This is a genomic window from Pseudomonas sp. BB438 (assembly GCF_057180225.1).
This window is the reverse complement of the sequence record NZ_CM170001.1, coordinates 4,591,326-4,611,612: the sequence shown is the minus strand read 5'-3', so window position 1 is coordinate 4,611,612 and position 20,287 is coordinate 4,591,326. Positions and strand designations below refer to the sequence as shown.

The 20,287-nt window shown below is 65.3% G+C and carries 18 protein-coding genes and 4 tRNA genes; 14 read left to right on the top strand and 8 right to left on the bottom strand.

Annotated features, from left to right (window positions below; genetic code table 11):
• Positions 1-101 precede the first annotated feature (101 nt).
• Together AC1ZV1_RS21065 and AC1ZV1_RS21060 are read right to left on the bottom strand one after the other, a co-directional pair.
• Positions 102-1,661, bottom strand: a complete 1,560-nt coding sequence (locus AC1ZV1_RS21065; RefSeq protein WP_484293454.1) for an MDR family MFS transporter — start codon at positions 1,659-1,661, stop codon at positions 102-104.
• Positions 1,651-2,685, bottom strand: coding sequence for an HlyD family secretion protein (locus AC1ZV1_RS21060; protein WP_484293453.1), 1,035 nt, complete (start codon positions 2,683-2,685; stop codon positions 1,651-1,653). Before AC1ZV1_RS21060 ends, AC1ZV1_RS21065 begins: the two co-directional genes overlap by 11 nt.
• A gap of 108 nt (positions 2,686-2,793) precedes the next feature.
• Here AC1ZV1_RS21060 and AC1ZV1_RS21055 point away from each other — a divergent pair, with 108 nt between their 5' ends.
• The 11 genes from AC1ZV1_RS21055 (at position 2,794) to AC1ZV1_RS21005 (ending at position 9,869) form a co-directional block, all read left to right on the top strand.
• A complete protein-coding gene (locus AC1ZV1_RS21055; RefSeq protein ID WP_484293452.1) occupies positions 2,794-3,714 on the top strand; it encodes a LysR family transcriptional regulator in 921 nt (306 codons plus the stop codon).
• 61 nt (positions 3,715-3,775) lie between these two features.
• Positions 3,776-5,260 (top strand): glutamate--tRNA ligase, encoded by a 1,485-nt coding sequence (gene gltX, locus AC1ZV1_RS21050; RefSeq protein WP_045211929.1) that lies wholly within the window; start codon positions 3,776-3,778, stop codon positions 5,258-5,260.
• Between the two features lie 281 nt (positions 5,261-5,541).
• Positions 5,542-5,617, top strand: a tRNA-Ala gene (locus AC1ZV1_RS21045).
• 52 nt (positions 5,618-5,669) lie between these two features.
• Positions 5,670-5,745: transfer RNA gene (locus tag AC1ZV1_RS21040), tRNA-Glu, on the top strand.
• 44 nt (positions 5,746-5,789) lie between these two features.
• Positions 5,790-5,865: transfer RNA gene (locus AC1ZV1_RS21035), tRNA-Ala, on the top strand.
• Between the two features lie 58 nt (positions 5,866-5,923).
• Positions 5,924-5,999 (top strand) — tRNA-Glu (locus AC1ZV1_RS21030).
• A gap of 169 nt (positions 6,000-6,168) precedes the next feature.
• Positions 6,169-6,708, top strand: a complete 540-nt coding sequence (locus AC1ZV1_RS21025; RefSeq protein ID WP_484293451.1) for a TetR/AcrR family transcriptional regulator — start codon at positions 6,169-6,171, stop codon at positions 6,706-6,708.
• Between the two features lie 13 nt (positions 6,709-6,721).
• Positions 6,722-7,561 carry an alpha/beta fold hydrolase gene (locus tag AC1ZV1_RS21020; RefSeq protein WP_484293450.1) on the top strand — a complete coding sequence of 280 codons (840 nt, stop codon included), beginning with the start codon at positions 6,722-6,724 and terminating at the stop codon, positions 7,559-7,561.
• A 169-nt stretch (positions 7,562-7,730) separates the two neighbouring features.
• Positions 7,731-8,381, top strand: coding sequence for a bifunctional 4-hydroxy-2-oxoglutarate aldolase/2-dehydro-3-deoxy-phosphogluconate aldolase (locus AC1ZV1_RS21015; protein WP_484293449.1), 651 nt, complete (start codon positions 7,731-7,733; stop codon positions 8,379-8,381).
• Positions 8,378-8,833 carry an acyl-CoA thioesterase gene (locus AC1ZV1_RS21010; protein ID WP_138215021.1) on the top strand — a complete coding sequence of 152 codons (456 nt, stop codon included), beginning with the start codon at positions 8,378-8,380 and terminating at the stop codon, positions 8,831-8,833. The genes AC1ZV1_RS21015 and AC1ZV1_RS21010 overlap by 4 nt, the downstream gene beginning before the upstream one ends.
• Positions 8,834-8,909: 76 nt before the next feature.
• Complete coding sequence (locus AC1ZV1_RS21005; RefSeq protein ID WP_484293448.1) at positions 8,910-9,869, top strand: tRNA dihydrouridine synthase; 960 nt, start codon at positions 8,910-8,912, stop codon at positions 9,867-9,869.
• A 46-nt stretch (positions 9,870-9,915) separates the two neighbouring features.
• Here AC1ZV1_RS21005 and AC1ZV1_RS21000 read toward each other — a convergent pair whose 3' ends face one another.
• Entirely contained in the window at positions 9,916-10,662 is a 747-nt protein-coding gene (locus tag AC1ZV1_RS21000) for an SDR family oxidoreductase (protein ID WP_484293447.1), read from the bottom strand.
• Between the two features lie 147 nt (positions 10,663-10,809).
• On the opposite strand from AC1ZV1_RS21000, the gene AC1ZV1_RS20995 reads away from it, so the two are divergent.
• Positions 10,810-11,256 carry an Hsp20 family protein gene (locus tag AC1ZV1_RS20995; protein WP_484293446.1) on the top strand — a complete coding sequence of 149 codons (447 nt, stop codon included), beginning with the start codon at positions 10,810-10,812 and terminating at the stop codon, positions 11,254-11,256.
• 84 nt (positions 11,257-11,340) lie between these two features.
• On the opposite strand, the gene AC1ZV1_RS20990 is transcribed toward AC1ZV1_RS20995, so the two are convergent.
• From AC1ZV1_RS20990 to AC1ZV1_RS20980, 3 genes are read right to left on the bottom strand one after another with little or no spacing between them, the layout of a single operon-like run.
• Complete coding sequence (locus AC1ZV1_RS20990; protein ID WP_484293445.1) at positions 11,341-12,408, bottom strand: YkvI family membrane protein; 1,068 nt, start codon at positions 12,406-12,408, stop codon at positions 11,341-11,343.
• Positions 12,409-12,466: 58 nt separating this feature from the next.
• Complete coding sequence (locus tag AC1ZV1_RS20985; RefSeq protein WP_184589263.1) at positions 12,467-12,841, bottom strand: RidA family protein; 375 nt, start codon at positions 12,839-12,841, stop codon at positions 12,467-12,469.
• A gap of 20 nt (positions 12,842-12,861) precedes the next feature.
• Positions 12,862-13,974 carry an NAD(P)/FAD-dependent oxidoreductase gene (locus AC1ZV1_RS20980; RefSeq protein ID WP_484293444.1) on the bottom strand — a complete coding sequence of 371 codons (1,113 nt, stop codon included), beginning with the start codon at positions 13,972-13,974 and terminating at the stop codon, positions 12,862-12,864.
• Positions 13,975-14,085: 111 nt separating this feature from the next.
• On the opposite strand from AC1ZV1_RS20980, the gene AC1ZV1_RS20975 reads away from it, so the two are divergent.
• Positions 14,086-14,709: a helix-turn-helix domain-containing protein gene (locus AC1ZV1_RS20975; RefSeq protein WP_484293443.1), complete on the top strand. Its 624-nt coding sequence runs from the start codon at positions 14,086-14,088 to the stop codon at positions 14,707-14,709.
• A gap of 6 nt (positions 14,710-14,715) precedes the next feature.
• Here the strand turns inward: AC1ZV1_RS20975 and AC1ZV1_RS20970 are convergent, their stop codons facing one another.
• Together AC1ZV1_RS20970 and AC1ZV1_RS20965 are read right to left on the bottom strand one after the other, a co-directional pair.
• Positions 14,716-17,592, bottom strand: coding sequence for a sensor domain-containing protein (locus tag AC1ZV1_RS20970; protein WP_484293442.1), 2,877 nt, complete (start codon positions 17,590-17,592; stop codon positions 14,716-14,718).
• 112 nt (positions 17,593-17,704) lie between these two features.
• Entirely contained in the window at positions 17,705-18,598 is an 894-nt protein-coding gene (locus tag AC1ZV1_RS20965) for a LysR family transcriptional regulator (RefSeq protein WP_484293441.1), read from the bottom strand.
• Between the two features lie 166 nt (positions 18,599-18,764).
• On the opposite strand from AC1ZV1_RS20965, the gene leuC reads away from it, so the two are divergent.
• Positions 18,765-20,192 (top strand): 3-isopropylmalate dehydratase large subunit, encoded by a 1,428-nt coding sequence (gene leuC, locus AC1ZV1_RS20960; RefSeq protein ID WP_484293440.1) that lies wholly within the window; start codon positions 18,765-18,767, stop codon positions 20,190-20,192.
• Positions 20,193-20,287: the final 95 nt, after the last annotated feature.

Here is a 20,287-nt window from a genome sequence, read left to right as displayed (position 1 = left end):
AGTGAGCTTGCTCGCGAACCGCATGACACCGCCAGACTCCGGCGTGAAGCGGTGTTCGCGAGCAAGCCCGCTCCTGCAAGGGGTGGTGCGGCCGGTGGCGGTCAGTGCGCCCCGGCTCCGGCGCCAGCTCCCATGCCCGCCGGCAGGGGGCGGGTCAGCAACACTGCCACCATGCTGATCGCCAGCACGATGCCGATGGCATGGAAGGCGTCGTTGTAAGCCATGATCGCCGCCTGCTGATGGACGATCTCGCTGATCTTGCCCAGGGCTGCCTGCTGCGTGCCCAGCTGTGAGGTCAATTGCGCCAGGCGTTCGTCCACCGCGCCGTTCACCGGCACCACCGCTTCGCGCAGGTAGTCGTAATAGACCTTGGCGCGGCTATCCAGCAGGGTGGCCAGCAGGGCAATGCCGATCGCGCCGCCGAGGTTGCGCAGGATGTTGAACAGGCTGGAGGCCGAGCCCGCGTCCTGTGGCTGCAGGTAAACGGTGGCGATCAGCGAGATGGTGACCATCACCATTGGTTGGCCCAGGGCGCGCAGCAGCTGGATCTGGTTGAACTGCGGGCCGGCGAAGTCCGGATTGAGCACGCCGGAGAAGAAGCTCGCCATGCCGAACAGGCCGAAGCCGACGGCGCAGAGCAGGCGCGGTTCGATGATCTTCATCAGCTTGGGGATCAGCGGGATGAGGAACAGTTGCGGCACGCCCATCCACATGATCACCTCGCCGATCTGCATGGCGTTGTAGCCCTGGATCTGCGCGAGATACAGCGGCAGCACGTAGATCGAGCCATACAGCCCCATCCCCAGGCCGATGCTGGAAATGCTCGAGAGGCCGAAGTTACGGTTGCGCAGAATGCCCAGGTTGATCAGCGGGTTTGGCCGCGAGGTCTGCAGGATCACGAAGAGGATCAGGCTGACCAGGGCGATGCTACCGAGGCTGACGATCAGGTTCGACTCCAGCCAGTCCTTGCGGTGGCCTTCCTCGAGGAACACCTGCAGGCAGCCCAGGCCGATGGCCATGGTGACGATGCCCGCGTAATCGGTGCTTTTCAGCAGCTCCCAGTGCGCCGGCTTCTTCTCCAGGCCATAGAGCAGGCCGGCGATCATCAGCAGACCCGGCGGGATATTGATGTAGAAGATGTACTCCCAGCCGAAGTTTTCCGTCAGCCAACCGCCCAGCGTCGGGCCGATGGAGGGCGCGAAGGTGGCGGTGATGGCGAACAGCGCCATGCCTTTGGGCCGGTGGTGTTCCGGTAGTTTGATCAGTGCCAGGGTGAAGGCCAGGGGGATCAGCGCGCCGCCGGTGAAGCCCTGCATGGCGCGGAACACGATCATGCTCTCCAGGTTCCAGGCGAACGAGCAGAGCAGCGACGAGAACAGAAAGCCGACCGAGATCATCCAGGCCAGTCGGCGTGCCGAGAGCAACTGCACCAGCCAGGCGGTGAGCGGGATCATGATGATCTCGGCCACCAGGTACGAGGTGGAGATCCACGAGCCTTCTTCCAGGGTGGCGGCCAGCGCCCCCTGGATGTCCTTGAGCGACGAATTGGTGATCTGGATGTCGAGCACCGCCATGAACGCGCCGAGCATGGCGCTGAACACGGCGATCCAGTCGCGGCGGGTCGGCTCGCCGACCGGCCGGATCAGTTGATCACCGGCCACCCAGCTCGACCTCTGCCTCAACGGACATGCCCGGGCGGATCAGCCCCTTGAGCGGATTGTCGTCGGCGAAGGTGATCTTGACCGGAATGCGCTGCACGACCTTGGTGAAGTTGCCGGTGGCGTTGTCCGGCGGCAGCAGGCTGAACTGTGCGCCGGAGGCGGCGAACAGACTCTGCACCTGGCCGTCGATGGGCTGGTCGGGGAACGAGTCGAACACCAGCTTGGCGGTCTGGCCGGGGCGCATCTTGCCGATCTGGGTTTCCTTGAAGTTGGCCTGGACCCAGATGCCGTCGTCCGGCACCAGCGACAGCAGCTGGCTGCCGACCTGCACGTACTGGCCGACGCGGGCGCCGCGCTGGCCGACCAGGCCGCTGACCGGTGCGCGGATTTCGGTGCGGGCGAGGTTGATCTCGGCCTGGGCGATGTCGGCACGTGCGCTTTCGATTTGCGCCTGCAGGCGCTGGACATCGGTACCCAGGGTTTCGCGTTGCACACGCTGGGCCTGCAGGTCGGCCTGGGCCTTGGCCACCTGGGAGCGGGCGACGTTGGAGTCGGCGGCCAGGGTGGTCACGCGCTCTTCCGACACGTAACCCGGCTTGCGCAGGGCCTGAGCGCGGCCGAGGTCGACTTCGGTGCGGCCAAGGGTGGCCTGGCTGGCGTTCACGTCGGCAGCGCTGGCGGCGATCATGCTGGTCTGGCCCTTGAGCTTGCTGCGCGCCTGTTCCAGTTCCGCTTCGCGGGTGGCCAGGGTGGCCTTGGCGCGGTCGAGCGCGAGCTGGAAGTCGGCCGCTTCGAGCTTCACCAGCAACTGGCCTTTTTCCACGTGCTGGTTGTCCTGCACCAGTACCTCGTCGACACGCGCGCCGAGCTGGCTGGCGATGCGGGTGATCTCACCCTGCACGTAGGCGTTGTCGGTGCTCTCGACGAAGCGGCCGATGAAGTACCAGCGCGCCAGGAAGGCGAGGGCGACCACGGCGAGGATGACGAAGAACACGGACAGGCGGCGTTTCAATTGTGCGGGCATAGGTAAACGAGCGTTTGGTTGGCCAAAAATGTTTGCCAATGTAACAGTGTTCCGTTGCGGCACGTAGCCGCTACACTTCGGAAACTTTGTTGCTTATAGGGAACAATCATGGGGCTGGATGATGCGCTGATCTTTACGCGCGTGGTGGAGCTGCACAGTTTCACCCAGGCAGCGCAGAGCCTTGGAATGCAGAAATCCACGGTGAGCCGGCGTATCGCGCTGCTGGAAGAGCGCCTGGGGGTGCGACTGATCAACCGCACGACTCGAAAGTTGCGCCTGACCGAAGTGGGGCAGGCCTACTACGACCGCTGCCGGCAGATCATGCATGACTTCGCCGAGGCCGAGCAGGCGGTGATGCAGCTGCAGCAGGCGCCGTCGGGATTGTTGCGGATCAGCGCGCCCATCGAGTTCGGCCAGATGTACCTGGCCAAGGTGGTGGGCGACTTCATGAACCTGTATCCACAGATCACCGCCGAGGTCGAGCTGACGTCGCGCACCGTCGATCCGCTGGAAGAGGGCGTGGACATCGTCATCATGGTCGGCCAGCCGGAGGATTCGACGCTGATCGCCCGGCGCATGCTGACCACCAACCGCTGCCTGTGCGCCAGTCCGGATTACCTGACGCTGCACGGCCGCCCCGAAACCGTCGAGGAGCTGGCCGGCCACCGCGCCGTGCTGCTGCAGGCCGATTCGCAGCGTTACTGGCCGTTGCGCGGAGAGACCGTGCCGTGCCACCGCGCGCTGTCCTGCAACAACATCACGTTTGCCCGCGAGGCCGTGCTGGCGGGGGTGGGGATTGCTTCGCTGCCGGAGCTGATCGTCGACGAGCAATTGGCCAGCGGCCGCCTGGTACGCCTGCTGCCGCAGGTCCAGCTGCCGGTGGGCGAGCTGTACGCCGTGTACCCGTCGCGGCGCTTCCAGGCGATGAAAGTGAAGGCCTTCCTCGATTTCCTGATCAATAACCTGCCCATCGATCCCGGTCGCTGGCTGGAGCCGAAGGCGGCCCGCCTGATACCATCGCACCCATGAGCGCGCGCGCCGTCGCGCGCTGTCCGCTTCACACGAAGAATTGCTGCACACGAGAGCCTTCATGACCACAGTCCGCACCCGTATCGCGCCGTCTCCCACCGGCGACCCGCACGTCGGCACCGCGTATATCGCGCTGTTCAACCTCTGCTTCGCCCGCCAGCACGGCGGTCAGTTCATTCTGCGCATCGAGGACACCGACCAGGTGCGCTCGACCCGCGAATCGGAACAGCAGATCTTCGACGCGCTGCGCTGGCTGGGCATCGAGTGGGATGAGGGCCCGGACGTTGGCGGCCCGCACGGTCCGTATCGCCAGAGTGAGCGTGGTGCCATCTATAAGCAGTACAGCGACGAACTGGTCGAGAAGGGCCACGCCTTCCCCTGCTTCTGCTCGTCCGAGCGCCTCGATGCACTGCGGGCCGAACAGCAGGCGCGCAAGGAGACCCCGCGCTACGACGGCCACTGCATGCACATCCCGAAAGAGGAGTCGGCCAAGCGCATCGCTGCCGGCGAATCCCACGTGGTGCGCATGAAGGTGCCGACCGAGGGCGTCTGCGTGGTGCCGGACATGCTCCGTGGCGACGTTGAAATCCCGTGGGACCGCATGGACATGCAGGTGCTGATGAAGGCTGACGGCCTGCCCACCTACTTCCTGGCCAACGTGGTCGACGACCACCTGATGGGCATCACCCACGTCCTGCGCGGCGAAGAGTGGCTGCCCTCTGCACCCAAGCTGATCAAGCTGTACGAGTACTTCGGCTGGGAGCAGCCGGTGCTCTGCTACATGCCGCTGCTGCGCAACCCGGACAAGAGCAAGCTGTCCAAGCGCAAGAACCCCACCTCGATCACCTTCTACGAGCGCATGGGTCTGCTGCCCCAGGCGTTGCTGAACTACCTCGGCCGCATGGGCTGGTCCATGCCTGATGAGCGCGAGAAGTTCAGCCTGGCCGAGATGATCGAGCACTTCGACCTGTCCCGCGTGTCGCTGGGCGGTCCGATCTTCGACATCGAGAAGCTCTCCTGGCTGAACGGCCAGTGGATCCGCGAGCTGTCCGTCGAGGACTTCGCGAAGGAAGTGCAGAAGTGGGCGCTCAACCCCGAGTACCTGATGAAGATCGCCCCGCACGTGCAAGGTCGCGTGGAGAACTTCAGCCAGATCGCTCCGCTGGCCGGCTTCTTCTTCAGTGGTGGCGTACAGCTGGACGCCAAGCTGTTCGAGCACAAGAAGCTCGACGCCACCCAGGTTCGCCAGGTGCTGCAGCTGGTGCTGTGGAAGCTCGAAGCGCTGCGCCAGTGGGAGAAGGACCGCATCACCGCGACCATCCAGGCCGTGGCCGAACACCTGGGCCTCAAGCTGCGTGACGTGATGCCGCTGATGTTCCCGGCAATCACCGGCCAGGCCAGCTCCGTGTCGGTGCTCGATGCCATGGAGATCCTTGGTGCCGATCTGTCGCGCTATCGTCTGCGCCAGGCCCTGGAGCTGCTGGGCGGTGCGTCGAAGAAAGAAGCCAAGGAGTGGGAAAAGATTCGCGACGCCATCGGCTCCTGAGTTCTTTCCTACACTGAAAAAGGCCGGGTGCTGCGAAGCCCCCGGCCTTTTTCATGACGGCGCCAGCGGTTGAAGACGAACCGGAGGAGGGCAGGTGAGGCGCGGACTTCGCCGGGCGGAACCTGGGGTGGTCACATAAGTGATTGTTCTGTGGGAGAAAAAAATAAGAAATCTGAAAAAATGTTGTTGACAGGGGTTCGCCTCGCCCCTAAGATGCGCCCCGTTCCAGCGACGAACTGAACTGACAGGGCGAAGCGGAACGGTAGATCCAGCGGTACTTTGGGGCTATAGCTCAGCTGGGAGAGCGCTTGCATGGCATGCAAGAGGTCGACGGTTCGATCCCGTCTAGCTCCACCAAATTACCAGTAGGTCTTGCCTGGTCCGGGCAAGGCCGAAATCGAAGGTTTGCGTCCCCTTCGTCTAGTGGCCTAGGACACCGCCCTTTCACGGCGGTAACAGGGGTTCGAGTCCCCTAGGGGACGCCACTTATCCAGCGACGATGCGCTCGCATCGTCAGCCAGAGTCATCTGGGGCTATAGCTCAGCTGGGAGAGCGCTTGCATGGCATGCAAGAGGTCGACGGTTCGATCCCGTCTAGCTCCACCAAATTCCCGTACGGGATGAAGCCAGAATCCACCGCCTGGTGGGTTTCTTCGAAGGATATGTCCCCTTCGTCTAGTGGCCTAGGACACCGCCCTTTCACGGCGGTAACAGGGGTTCGAGTCCCCTAGGGGACGCCATTTTTATCGCTCTGCGATGCCTATAGGGCCACTGAGACTTTCAGTGGCCCTTTTGTTTTTCTCCCTGTTGAAAATTTTCCTCCGACCAGTGGTCGCGTTTTCCGCTTGCCGATTTTTATTATGAGAATAATATTTCTTCCATAATATTTTCCCGAGCGAGCAGCCAGCCATGAGCGACAAGAAAGCCCAGACCCGCGAACGCATCCTGTCCGCCGCCACCAGCGCATTGCTGCAGCGCGGGCCGGTCGGCCCCAGCGTGGGCGAGGTGATGTCGGCGGCAGGGCTGACGGTGGGTGGCTTCTACTCGCACTTCGAGAGCAAGGACGCGCTGATGCTGGAGGCGTTCCGCGAGTTGCTCGCCAAGCGCCGCGAAGGGCTCAAGCGCTTCGATCCGCAACTGAGCTTTGCCGAGCGCCGCGCGCTGACGGCGCAGTACTACCTGTCGCGCAAGCACCGTGATACCGAGGAGGAGGGCTGCCCGATCCCCAGTTCACTGAACGAGATTGCCGATCTGCCGGAAGCCTTCCGCCAGACCCTGGAAGAGCACGTGGAGCTGATGGTCGCGGCACTGGCCGGCCGCCCCGAGGAAATCGACACCGTGCTCAGTGACATGGCCCTGATGATTGGTGGGCTAGCGCTGGCCCGTGCCCTGGGCGATGGCGACCTGTCCGATCGCGTCCTGCGTGCCGCGAAGAAAGCGGTGATCTGAGGAGATACTGCAGATGAACAGTTTGAGCTGGGTTCGAGGAATCAACGCCACTATGGGCCGCGTCGCGCCGACATGGGCGGCGCAGCGCATGCGTCAGCTGTTCGTGACGCCCAATGAATATGCCCCGCGTGACTGGGAGCTGCCGCTGCTGGCCAGTTCCGAGCGCGTCACTCTGCGCTTCGGCCTGTCCGCGCTGCGCTGGGGCGAAGGTCCGGCCGTGCTGCTGATGCATGGCTGGGAAGGACGGCCTACCCAATTCGCCACGCTGATCGAGAAGCTGGTGGGCGCCGGTTACGGCGTGATCGCCCTCGACGGGCCGGGGCATGGCCGCTCGCCCGGCCATGAGGCCGATATCGTGCTGTTCGCCCGCGCACTGCTGGAAGCCTGCAGCGAGCTGCCTCCGCTGCGCGCCGTGATCGGCCACTCCATGGGCGGCGCCAGCGCACTGCTGGCTACCCAGATGGGGCTGCGTACCGAAACGCTGGTGACCATCGGCGCGCCAGGCAACGTGCTGGGCGTCCTGCGCGGCTTCTCTGGAATGGTCGGGTTGCCGCCGCTGGCGCGCTCCCGCTTCATCCGCCTGATGGAGGCGCGCACCGGCATCGCCGCCAGGCAACTGGACGTCGCGCGTTATGAGCTGGATTTCCCCGGCCTGGTGGTACACGCCGAGGACGACAAGTACGTGCGCGTGGGCGAGGCCACAGCCATCCATGAGGCCTGGCCGCGCAGCCGTCTGCTGCGCCTGAAAAGCGGTGGGCATCATCGCGTACTGGCCGATGCTGTGGTGACCGAGGCGATTCTGGAACTGCTGGAAGAGGTGGAGATGCCGCTGCCCCTGGCGCTGGCTTCCTGAACCATTCACCAGCCTGATAACGGCGGCTAAAGGGCCGCCGTTTTCGTTGCATGATGGCCCGTTGCGGGTCGTCAGGCCCCGCGCGCTGGCGTAGACTTTCGGGCATTTCCGGCTGCCCCGGCCTGGGCGCGAGGTCTTGCGCACGCGGGTGGCCGACGGGGGGAATTGCATGAATCTGTCGCTGGATTGGGTGCTGCAGAAGGCGCGCCCGGTCATGCCGGTATTGGTGATCGATGACGTGGCGCTGGCTGGTGATCTGGCCCGTGCCCTGTACGACGGTGGCGTGCGGGTGCTGGAAGTGACCCTGCGTACCCCGCAGGCGCTGGACGCGGTGGCCGAGATCCGCCGCGAACTGCCGGACATGATCGTCGGCGCCGGCACGCTGATCCACACGGAGCAGTTCCAGGAAGCCCGCGACGCCGGCGCGCAATTCGCCGTCAGCCCCGGCTGCACGCCGCGCCTGGTGGCGGCGGCGGAAGACGCGAAGATGCCGTTCCTGCCGGGCGTGATGACGCCTTCCGAGGTGCTGGTGGCATTGGAGTACGGCTATCGCTCGCTGAAGCTGTTCCCGGCCGACGGCAATGCCGCGATCAAGATGCTCAAGAGCCTGAAGGCGCCTTTCGCCGGCATCCGCTTCTGCCCGACCGGCGGCATCACCCAGGAAAACCTGCTCAACGTGCTGCGCCTGCCCAATGTCGCCTGCGTCGGCGGCACCTGGATCGCGCCGCCCAGCCTGGTCCGCGCCCGCGCCTGGGACCAGATCACCCAACTGGCCGCCGAGGCGATCGCGTTGGCCTCAAGCTTGGAGCACGCTTCATGAGTTGGCAGTTGCCCGACCCGTTCGTCATCGATATCGAGGTCAAGTCCGAGGACATCGACGGCCTCGGCCACGCCAACAATGCCGTCTACGTCAGTTGGCTGGAACGTTGCGCCTGGCGCCATTCCCAGAGCCTGGGGCTGGACCTGGCCGAGTACCGCCGGCTTGATCGCGCAATGGCCGTGGTGCGCCATGAGGTGGACTACCTGGCTGCTGCCTACGAAGGCGAGCAGTTGCAACTGGCGACCTGGATCGTCCAGTCCGACCAGCGTCTGAAGATGACCCGCCACTTCCAGCTGGTGCGCCCGGCGGATGCCCTCACCCTGCTGCGTGCGCAGACCACCTTCGTCTGCATCGAACTGTCCAGTGGCAAGCCCAAACGCATGCCGGTGGAGTTCATCGAAGGTTACGGCCGCGCGCTGCTCTCCCCGGAAACCGTGGCAGCCGGCGCGTGATCCGTCGTGCCGCGCTTTTCCCGGCGCGGCGCATTCCCTACAATCCGCGGCCTTCGCCATAGCCTGAGACTCCCCCGTGCAGATCGCCCTGGCCCCGATGGAGGGGCTGGTAGATGACATCCTCCGCGATGTGCTGACCCGCGTCGGCGGCATCGACTGGTGCGTCACCGAATTCATCCGCGTCAACGACCGACTGCTGCCTCCGTCGTCCTTCCTGGCGCTCGCCCCGGAACTGGCACACGGCAGCCGCACTCGCGCGGGCGTGCCGATGCGCGTACAGCTGCTCGGTTCCGACCCGCAGCTGCTGGCGGAGAACGCGGTGCAGGCCTGCGAGCTGGGCGCCCCGGTGATCGACCTGAACTTCGGCTGCCCGGCCAAGACAGTGAACCGCTCCCGCGGCGGCGCGGTGCTGCTGAAAGAGCCCGAGCTGATGTTCAGCATCATCGAGGCCGTGCGCCGTGCGGTGCCTGCGCACATTCCCGTGACCTCGAAGATGCGCCTGGGCTACGACAGCCCGGACGGTGCCATCGACTGCGCCCGCGCCCTGGCCGACGCCGGTTCCGCCCATGTGGTGGTGCACGCGCGGACCAAGGCCGACGGTTACAAGCCGCCAGCGCATTGGGAGTGGGTGGCGAAAGTGGCCGATGCGGTGAAGGTGCCGGTATTCGCCAACGGCGAAGTCTGGACCCTCGAGGACTACCACCGTTGCCGCTCCATCAGTGGCGTGACGGACATCATGCTGGGGCGCGGGCTGGTTTCCCGCCCGGACCTCGCCCGGCAGATCGCCGCCTGGCGCGACGGTCGCGACGTAGTGCCGATGCCCTGGTCCGACGTGCGCGTGCTGCTCGACGACTTCTGGCGCCAGGCGCGCCGCAAGCTGGCGCCGCGTTACGCGCCCGGGCGCCTGAAACAGTGGCTGGGGATGCTCACGCGCAGTTATCCCGAGGCCGTGGAGCTGTTCGCCCAGGTGCGCCGCGAGCATGACTGCGAAGTGCTCGATCGGATGCTGCAGGTCCAGATCGAAGTCGCCGCCTGATCTGCTCTTCGTAGGAGCGAGCCAGCTCGCTCCGATAAGATCGTGATCAGCGCCCACCGCTGACGTCGACGAAACTGCCGGTGCTGTAGCTCGACTCGTCCGAGGCCAGGAACAGGATCGCCCGCGCCACTTCTTCCGCCTCGCCGCCCCGGCCCAGGGGAATTGCCGACTGCAGGCGCTCCACGCGCCCTGGCTCGCCGCCGCTGGCGTGGATGTCGGTCCTGATCAGTCCCGGCCGCACGGCATTCACGCGGATGCCTTCGCTCGCCACTTCCTTGGCCAGGCCGATGGTCAGGCTGTCCACCGCGCCCTTGGCGGCGGCGTAGTCGATGTATTCGTTGGGCGAACCCAGGCGTGATGCCATGGACGAGACGTTGACGATGCTTCCGCCGCTGCCGCCGTGCTTGCGTGCCATGCGCTTCACCGCTTCGCGGCAGCAGAGGAAGGTGCCGGTGACGTTCACCGCGAACACTCGTTGCAGGCGCGCCACGTCCATGTCTTCCAAGCGCATCTGGCGCTCGAGGATGCCGGCGTTGTTCACCAGCACGTCGAGGCGGCCGAGGGTCTCGCCCACTTCGCGGAACAGCCGCAGCACGTGCTCTTCATTCGCCACGTCGGCGGCAAACGCGCGTGCCTCGCCGCCGGATTTCTCGATCTGGGCGACGAGCGCCTCGGCTGCTTCGCGCTCGCGGCGGTAGTTGAGCGCCACGGCGAAGCCGCGCTCGGCTGCCAAGAGCGCGGTGGCGGCGCCGATGCCGCGGCTGGCGCCGGTGATCAGCATGACCTTTTTCACGATGAGATCCTTTTTTCGAAAACGGGCTTGAAACGGATTCTGCCGTCCCTATCTATGTCCCTGCGGGAAGCCGAAGACGGGTCCCGCGCCGGAGTTCTGACCTCAGGCTCCAGATCATACCTTGCTGAAATATTCAGGAGATTCGCCATGAGCAACGTCCTTTCCCTCGCCCCGCTGTTCCGCCAGTCCGTCGGTTTCGATCGTTTCAACGATCTGTTCGAATCCGCTCTGCGCAGTGAAGGCGGCAGTTCCTACCCGCCCTACAACGTCGAGAAGCATGGTGACGACCAGTACCGCATCGTCATCGCCGCCGCCGGCCTGCAGGAGGAAGACCTGGAGCTGCACGTGGAGCGCGGTGTGCTGACCGTCAACGGCGGTAAGCGCGAAAAGGCTTCCGAGAGCGTCACCTACCTGCACCAGGGCATTGCCCAGCGCGCCTTCAAGCTGTCGTTCCGCCTCGCCGACCATATCGAGGTTCAGGGCGCATCGCTGAAGAACGGCCTGCTCAGCGTCGACCTGGTACGCATCGTTCCGGAAGAAGCCAAGCCCAAGCGCATCGCCATCAACGGCCAACAACCGGCCATCGAAGGCTGAGTAGCACCCCGGCGTTAGCCGGGTCGTAGCCGCAAAACAAAACGCCCGTCTCGCAAGAGACGGGCGTTTTCGTCTGTGCCTCGATCAGGCGTTCTGGCGATCCGGTAGCGGCGCCGAGCGGTTGCGCCACCAGGCGATGACGATGGCCGCCATCAGCACGAAGCCCAGGTATCCCATCGCGGGATAGACCAGGCCCACCAGCTTGACGAAGCCAACCTGGCTGGCGATGAAGGCGAGTACCACCGCGACCACGGTCGCCACACGGAAGGGCACGCCATAGGCGGCGCAGCGCGCGGCCAGGGTGTAGGCGAAGCCGCTGGTGGTGCAGTACAGCTTCACCAGCAGCAGAGCCAGCATCACATCGCCGAACCACGGCGCGATGTTGTTGCTCAGCAGCAAGGTAGGAATGGCGCTGCCGCCGATCACATCGATCTGCACCAGCATCACCAGGGCCATGGCCAGGATCAGCACGCCGACACCGATGCCGCCGAACACGCCGCCCAGTGCGGCAGTACGCAGATTAGCCACGCTGCCGCCCATCACCACCACGGCAGCCGCGGTGGCGGCGACGTTGTAGGAGACATACAGCAGCGCGCCAAGCAGCCAGTTGGGCGCCGGATGCGGCACGGCCTGCGCGATCTGTTCCAGCTCGACCAGCGGCTTTTGAATGTGCGTCAGCGCGTAGACGGCGATGATTGCCACGATGACCATCAGTACCGGCGTGATCAGACTCATCAGGGTGATCACACGCTTCAGGCCAAGGCACACGGTGATGACGGTCAGTACAGCGAGGACGATGCCGCCGATGGAGTGGCCGATGCCCAGTTGCTGTTCGAAGGACGAGTTGGCGCCGGCGAACATCACCACCATGGTGCCGAACAGGAAGAAGGTCAGCATCAGGTCGACGATGCGGCCCAGCGGCTTGCCACAGATGTACTCCATGGCTTCCTTGTGCGACTGGGTCTGCAGGCGGCTGCCGATCTGGTAGAGGTTCATCAGCAGGAAGGCGAACAGTGCCAGTGCCACCAGGGCGCCGGCCAGGCCCATGATGCCGAAACCACCGAAGAACTGGAGGATCTCCTGGCCCGAGGCGAAGCCGACGCCCACCACCAGGCCGATGTATGCCCCGCCGAGCTTGAGACTGGTTTTCATGATCGAGACTCTGTTGTTGTTATGAGAGCGGCCCCGCTCGCGGCGGAGCCGAAAAGGGTTACGCCTGGCCGACGTAGGCCTGGACTTCCACCTCGACGTCCACGCCCAGCGCCAGTGCCGATGCCACGCAGGAGCGCACCGGCAGCCCTTGCTCGAAGTAGCGCTTGTACACCTCGTTGAAACCGGCGAAGTGCGCCATGTCGGACAGCCACACAGTGGCTTTCACTACCTGCGAGTAGTTCGCGCCGCAGGCTTCCAGGCTTTCGGCGATGCGGGTCATGACCGCTTCGGTCTGGGTCTGGATGTCGCCCTTGACCACCTGGCCGTCCGCGGTCATCGGGATCTGCCCGGACAGGAACAGGAAGCCGCCGGCTTTCACCGCGCGGGAGAACGGGAAGGGCAGGGTGCTGGGGTAACGCTGGATATCGCTCATTCTAAGGTCTCCGGGGGAATTCAACGCAGGCGCGCCGGGTTCAGGCGCTGGGGGTCGACGCCTTCCTGGCGCAAGGAGTCGGGCAAGGGTTCGCCGAGCAGCAGCGATTGGGCCAGGCGCGACACGCCATCGGCGGACTGGATGCCGTAGCCACCCTGGGCGGCCAGCCAGAAGAACGCCGGGTTCTGCGCATCCTGGCCAATCACCAGGTCGCCGTCGGCGACGAAGGAGCGCAGGCCGGCCCAGCTGTGGTTCGGCCGGCGGATCGCCAGGGTGGTGTGCTCTTCGATGTGGTACACGCCCAGGGCGATGTCGAGCTCCTCGGGCTGCACGTCCTGCGCTTCCACCGGGTCGGCATTGGCGGGCGAGCCGAGCAATTGGCCGGCGTCCGGCTTGAAGTAGAAGCTTTCGTCGATGCCGATCACCGTCGGCCAGTGGCTGATGTCCACGCCATCCGGCGCCGGGAAGGTGAAGGCGGTACGGCGGCAGGGCTGCAGGCCGATCGGGCGGATGCCGCAGCGCTTGGCCACGTGATCGGCCCAGGCGCCGGCGGCGTTGACCAACTGCGCGGCGTGGACGGTTTCGCCCTGGCTGAGTTCGAGCGTCCACGCGTTATCCGCGAACTCAGCTGACAGCAGCTCGCGGTTGCAGCGCAGCTCGCCACCGCGCTGGCGCACTGCGCGCAGGTAGCCCTGGTGCAGGGCGTGGACGTCGAGGTCGCGGGCGTCCGGCTCGTAGAGCGCGCCGATGATGGCGTCTGCGCGCAGGACGGGGAGGAATTCCAGTGCCTGCTCGGTGCTGATGCGCTCCACGCCCGGCGTGGACTCGGCCTGTCTCAGCAGCTCGACGTGCTCCGGGCCGCCGACGTACAGGCAGCCGCGCGGGGTGAGGATCGGGTGCTCGCTGAAGCCTGCCGGCGGGCGCTCGTAGAAAGCCCGGCTGGCGCGGGTCAGCGCCTGGATCTGCGGCGTGCCGTAGGCCTCCATGAACATGGCGGCGGAGCGCCCGGTGGAGTGGTAGCCGGGTTGCTCTTCGCGCTCCAGCACCAGCACCTTGTGGGTCTCGCTCAGACGGTAGGCGAGGGAGGCGCCGGCAATACCGGCGCCGATGATGACGAAATCGAAATGGCTCACTGCAAGGGCCTTGTGCAGATTTTCTCGTATGTGAGAAATCTAAGATATGAGAATTTTTGCGACAAAGGCAAGGCCCGGTAAACTTTCGTCGGCCCCCTCACGAGATGTCCCATGAGCGAAACCGCCCACGCACTACCCAAGCCCCAGCAACTGGATCGAGACGAAGTCGGTGCGCGCCTGCGGGCAGTCCGCAAGCAGCAGAAGCTGACCCTGAAACAGCTCTCCGACCTGTCTGGCGTGGCGGTTTCCACCCTGTCGAAGATGGAGTTGGCGCAGGTCGCGGTGAGCTACGACAAACTGGCTGCCGCCGCCCGCGCGCTGCAGGTGGATATCGCCCAGCTGTTCCGCCCGTCGCCGTCCGTCGGCGGGTTGATGGGGCTGAAGACATTCGTGAAGACCGACATCGATGACGCCGCCGGCTACGACACCGGCGGCTACGAGTACTACCCTATCGCCGGCGACTTTCCGCAGCGCAGCATGACGCCGCTGTACGCGCGCATCTTTGCCCGCGAGGTCGGCGAGTTCGACGATTACGTTCGCCACCCCGGCCAGGAGTTCGCCATGGTGGTGTCCGGTCGCGTGCGCATCCAGTTCGAGACGGGCGAGTCGGTGAGTATCGGCTTGCGCGAGACAGCCTATTTCGACAGCAGCGTCGGCCATCTCTACCTCAACGACGGCGAGGCCGACGAGGCGCAGGTGATGGTGGTGATGTCGGAGTTGCGACCCGCCGAGTAGCGGGCCTCAGGTCGCCTGCTGGGTGTCGCGGCGAGGCAGCAGGGCGATAAAATCGTCCAGCGGCACCGGGCGGCCGAACAGGTAACCCTGGTACAGGTGACAGCCCTGTTCCGTCAGCAACGCCAGTTGCTCCGGGGTTTCCACCCCTTCGGCCACCAGATCCAGGCCGAGGCTGTGTCCCATCGCGATGATGGCGCGGACGATTTCCGCGTCGTTGCTGTTGCTGGGAGCGTCGCGCACGAAGCTCTGGTCGATCTTCAGGCTGTCCACCGGCAGGCGCTTGAGGTAGGTCAGCGACGAATAGCCGGTGCCGAAATCGTCCATCGCAAACTGCACACCGGCTTCGCGCAGGCGCTCCATGCGCGCGATGGTGTCGTCCAGTTGCTGGATCACGATGCCTTCGGTGATCTCCAGCTTCAGCAGGCTGGGCGGCAGCTTGGTCTTGTGCAGCAGGGCCAGCAGGCGCTCCACGAAGTCGCTCTGGCGGAACTGGCGGGGGCTGATGTTCACGCTCAGGCTGAAGTTCTCGATGTCGATGCGGCCTTCGGCGAGCAGCCGCGCGCCGGTGCGACAGGCCTCCTCGATGACCCACTGGCCGACTTCGACGATCAACCCGCTGTCTTCCAGCACGCGGATGAAGCTGGCTGGCGATTGCGGGCCGCGGGTCGGATGGCGCCAGCGCAGCAGCGCCTCGGCGCCGACGATGCGTGAATCGCGGGCATCCACCTGCGGCTGGTAGTGCAGGTTGAATTCGCGGCGGGCGAGGGCCATGCGCAGGCCGTTTTCCAGGCGCAGGCGCTCGCTGGCGGCCTGCTGCATGGATTCGTGGAACAGCTGCACGGTGTTGCGCCCGGCGTCCTTCGCGCGGTACATGGCGATGTCGGCGCGCTTGAGCAGGTCGTCCGGGGTCGCGCCGTCGTCGGGGATCAGCGCGATGCCGATACTCGGGGTGATCTGCAGGCGGTGGCCGTCCAGCAGCATCGGCTCGGCCAGCAGGTCGCGCAGCTTCTCCGCCAGTTGGCGCACCTGCTGGGCGGTTTCCAGGCGGCTGCCCTCGATGCCGGTGATCAGCACGACGAATTCGTCGCCGCCCAGGCGTGCGACGGTGTCTTCCTGGCGCACGCTGGCCTCCAGGCGCGCGGTGACCATCTGCAGGATGGAGTCGCCGACGGAGTGGCCGAGGGAGTCGTTGATGTGCTTGAAGTGGTCGAGGTCGAGGAACAGCAGGGCGCCGCGCAGGCTGTGGCGTTGCAGCAGGGCGATCTGCTGCTTCAGACGATCCATCAGCAGCGCGCGGTTGGGCAGGTCGGTCAGTGCATCGTGGTAGGCCAGGTGCTGGATGCGTGCCTCGGCCTCGCGCAGCTCGCTGGTGTCGCGGGCGGTGAGCAGCAGGCAGTCCATGCCGCCCAGCTCAATCGGTTCGACCGACACGTCCACGGTCTTGGTCGTACCGTCGCGGTGGCGACCGCGCATCTCCAGGTGGTGGACGTAACCGTCGCGGTTCAGCGCAGCGATCATGTTCAGGCGCTCGTCCGGGTCGGCCCAGATGTTCATCTCCAGTGAGGTCTGCCCCAGTACTTCCTCGGGGCGGAAGCCCGTGAGGCGGTGGAACCCTTCGTTGACCTCGATGTAGCGGCCGGTCTCGCGCTCGGTGATGGTGATGGCGTCGGGGCTGGAGTGGAACGCCTTGGCGAACTTCTCCTGGCTGGCCTTGAGCGCGGCCTCGGCCTGCAGCCGGCGTGTGACGTCGCGAAAGCTGGACAGGATGCACAGCTGGCGGTCGACCCAGATCAGCCGGCTGGCGACCATGCAGGTAATGGTCTGGCCCTCGCGGGTGAGGAACTGCACTTCGACGTTCTGCAGTGAGTGGTCGCGCATCAGTTGTTCGAACAGCCGCGAGCGCTGGTGGTGATCGGCCCAGAAGGTGACCTGGTGAGACGAGCGGCCGATGATGTCTTCAGCGAGCCAGCCGAAGGTACTGCAGAAGCTCGGATTCACTTCCACGAACTCGCCGTCGCGCACCCGGGAGACGCAGATCGGATCCGGGCTGCCCTGGAACAGGCTGGCGAACTTCTCCTCCGAGGCCTGCAGGCTGCGTTCGCGTAGCACGCGCTCGGTGATGTCGAGCAGGGTGCCGGCCATGCGTAGCGGTTTGCCGTGGCTATCGCGGTACAGACGTGCGCGGCTTTCCAGGTAGCGCACCTCGCCCGAGTCGAGTTGGGCACGGTAGGTGAACTGGTAGTCGTTCTCCGGTCCGCGAGCGAGCCGGGCGTAGGCCTGGCGCATGCGCTGGCGGTCGGTCTTGTCGACACAGGCGAAGAATTCGCCGAAAGGCCCGTGGAAATCGCGATCAGGCAATTCGTGCAGAACAGCGGCGCGGGCCGAGCCGTACAGCAGTCCACTGGGAATGTGCCAGTCCCAGATGCCCAGTTGCGCGGAATCCAGGGCCAGGTCCAGGCGCTCCTGACTGTCGCGCAGGGCGCGTTCCTGGGCGCGCATGCGGGTGATGTCGCGCACCGTCAGCACCAGGCAGGGGCGGCCATCCTGCTCGATCTGGCAGCCATAGACGCGGGCGCTGCGGACTTCCCCGGTGCGGGTGATGAGGGTGACGTCGAAACCGTCGATCTGCCGCTCGACGGTGATCTTGTCGAGCATCCGCTGGCGTTCTTCGAGACTGTGCCAGAGGCCGAGCTGCACCGAGGTGCGGCCCAGGGCTTCTTCGCGGCTCCAGCCGAAGCGGTCGACGAAACTGGCATTGAGCTCGAGGAATTTTCCGCTGTCCCGGTCGGTGATGACCATGGCGTCAGGCGCGGTATGAAAGGCTTTGGCGAACTTGTCCTGGTCGTCGGTGGCAAGCGGGGGCGAGAGCGGATCGCGGCTCATGCGTCGCTCCCCCTGTGTCTGCCGGCGCCGGCCAAATCGGGCCGGAGATCGCGAAGTGACATGCGGACGGGCATTCGGGCCCCTTCTTCTAATTCTGTCAGAACAATAGAGGTTAGGCCGCGACAGGCGCAAGCCCGGCCGCCTGGGCGTCGAGCAGGCGCATGAAGGCCCGTGCGGCGTTGGACAGGGTGCGTTCGGTATGCAGGATGTAGCCCAGCTGGCGGCTGAGCTGGATGTCCTGCAGCGGCAGGCGGACGACGCTGTCATCCAGCATGGTGCGTGGAAGGACGCTCCAGGCCAGGCCGATGGAAACCATCATCTTGATGGTCTCCATGTAGTTGGTGCTCATGCCGATGTTCGGCGTCAGTCCCTCGGCCTCGAACATGCGCCGCACGATGTGGTGGGTGAAGGTGTTGCCGCCGGGGAACACCGCCGGGTGCCGCGCCACGTCGGCGAGGAACACCGGGCCTTGCACCGACAGCGGGTGCTCGGGAGCGGCGACGAAGTCCAGCGGGTCGTCCCACACCGGTACGGCGCGCACGGGCTCGGCGGTTTCCGGGGCGAGGGTGATCACGGCCAGCTCGGCGCGGCCGTGGAGAATCTCTTCGTAGGCCACTTCCGAATCGCAGAACTGGATATCCAGCGCCACCTGCGGATGGGCCCTGGTGAAGGCGCGCAGCAGCGGCGGCAGGCGGTGCAGGCCGATGTGGTGACTGGTGGCCAGGACCAGCCGGCCACTCACTTCGCCGTTCAGGTTGGTCAGGGCGCGACGGGTATCGTCCAGCACGCTGAGGATCTGGTAGGCGCGTGGCAGCAGGGCGCGGCCGGATTCGGTCAGGGTCACTTCGCGGCCAACACGGTCGAACAGACGCACGCCCAGCTGGTTTTCCAGGGCGGCGATGCGCTTGCTCACCGCGGGTTGGGTCAGGTGCAGGCGCTCGCCGGCCTCGGAGAAGCTGCCGGATTCGGCGATGGCGAGGAAGGTGTTGAGGCTGGTCAGGTCCATGTCGACTCCCTGCGCTCTGGAGGCGGCGCCCGACTTTTATAACGCACCGTATTCCTTGTGGGAATCCTTTGGATAAAAAATATGAATTTGAGTTATTCGGTGCCTTTCCATAGGATCATCCCCACAAGCCCAAAGGGCATAGAAAGACGCTGATGAGGACTCTCTGATGGCCGGCAAGACGCTCTACGACAAACTCTGGGAAATGCACGAGGTGAAGCGCCGTGACGATGGTTCGTCGCTCATCTACATCGATCGTCACATCCTTCATGAAGTGACCTCGCCGCAGGCCTTCGAAGGTCTGCGCCTGGCCGGCCGCAAACCGTGGCGCATCGACGCGAACATCGCTACCCCGGACCACAACGTGCCGACCACCCAGGTCGAGCGCAAGGGCGGCCTCGCGGCCATCGCCGACGAAGTGTCGCGCATCCAGGTCCAGACCCTGGACGAGAACTGCGATGACTTCGGCATCCTCGAGTTCAAGATGAACGACGTCCGCCAGGGCATCGTCCATGTGGTCGGTCCGGAGCAGGGGGCGACCCTGCCGGGCATGACCGTGGTCTGCGGTGACTCGCACACCTCGACCCATGGCGCCTTTGGCGCACTGGCCCATGGCATCGGCACCTCCGAGGTGGAGCATGTGCTCGCTACCCAGTGCCTGGTCGCCAAGAAGATGAAGAACATGCAGGTTCGCGTGGAAGGCAAATTGCCCTTCGGCGTGACCGCCAAGGACATCGTCCTCGCCGTGATCGGCAAGATCGGCACCGCGGGCGGCAACGGCCATGCCCTGGAGTTCGCCGGCAGCGCCATCCGTGACCTGTCGATGGAAGGCCGCATGACCATCTGCAACATGTCCATCGAAGCGGGCGCCCGCGTCGGCATGGTGGCGTGCGACCAGAAGACCATCGACTACGTGAAGGGCCGCCCGTTCTCGCCGCAAGGCAGCGATTGGGACAAGGCCGTGGAGGCCTGGAGTGACCTGGTGTCCGACGCTGACGCGCACTTCGACACCGTCGTCGAGCTGCGTGCCGAGGACATCAAGCCGCAGGTCAGCTGGGGTACTTCGCCCGAGATGGTCCTCGCAGTGGACCAGAACGTCCCGGACCCGGCGGCCGAAGCCGATGCGGTCAAGCGCGATTCCATCGTCCGCGCGCTGAAATACATGGGCCTGAATGCCAACCAGGCGATCACCGACATCCAGTTGGACCGTGTGTTCATCGGTTCCTGCACCAACTCGCGCATTGAAGACCTGCGCGCTGCCGCCGCCGTGGCCAAGGGCCGCAAGGTCGCCGCCACCGTCAAGCAGGCGCTGGTCGTACCGGGCTCGGGCCTGGTGAAAGCCCAGGCCGAACAGGAAGGCCTGGACAAGATCTTCATCGAAGCCGGCTTCGAGTGGCGTGAACCGGGCTGCTCCATGTGCCTGGCGATGAACCCGGACCGCCTGGAGAGTGGCGAGCATTGCGCTTCCACCTCCAACCGCAACTTCGAAGGCCGCCAGGGCGCCGGTGGTCGTACCCACCTGGTGAGCCCGGCGATGGCCGCCGCGGCTGCCGTGACCGGTCGTTTCATCGACGTACGTGAATTGATGCAGGCTTGAGCTTGCGATAGTTGCGTCACGAGCGACGGGAGGTGGTACTCCGCCGCGGCGCAGGAAGCGGAGTGTGTTGCGACACATGAGGATTCCGAGCAGCG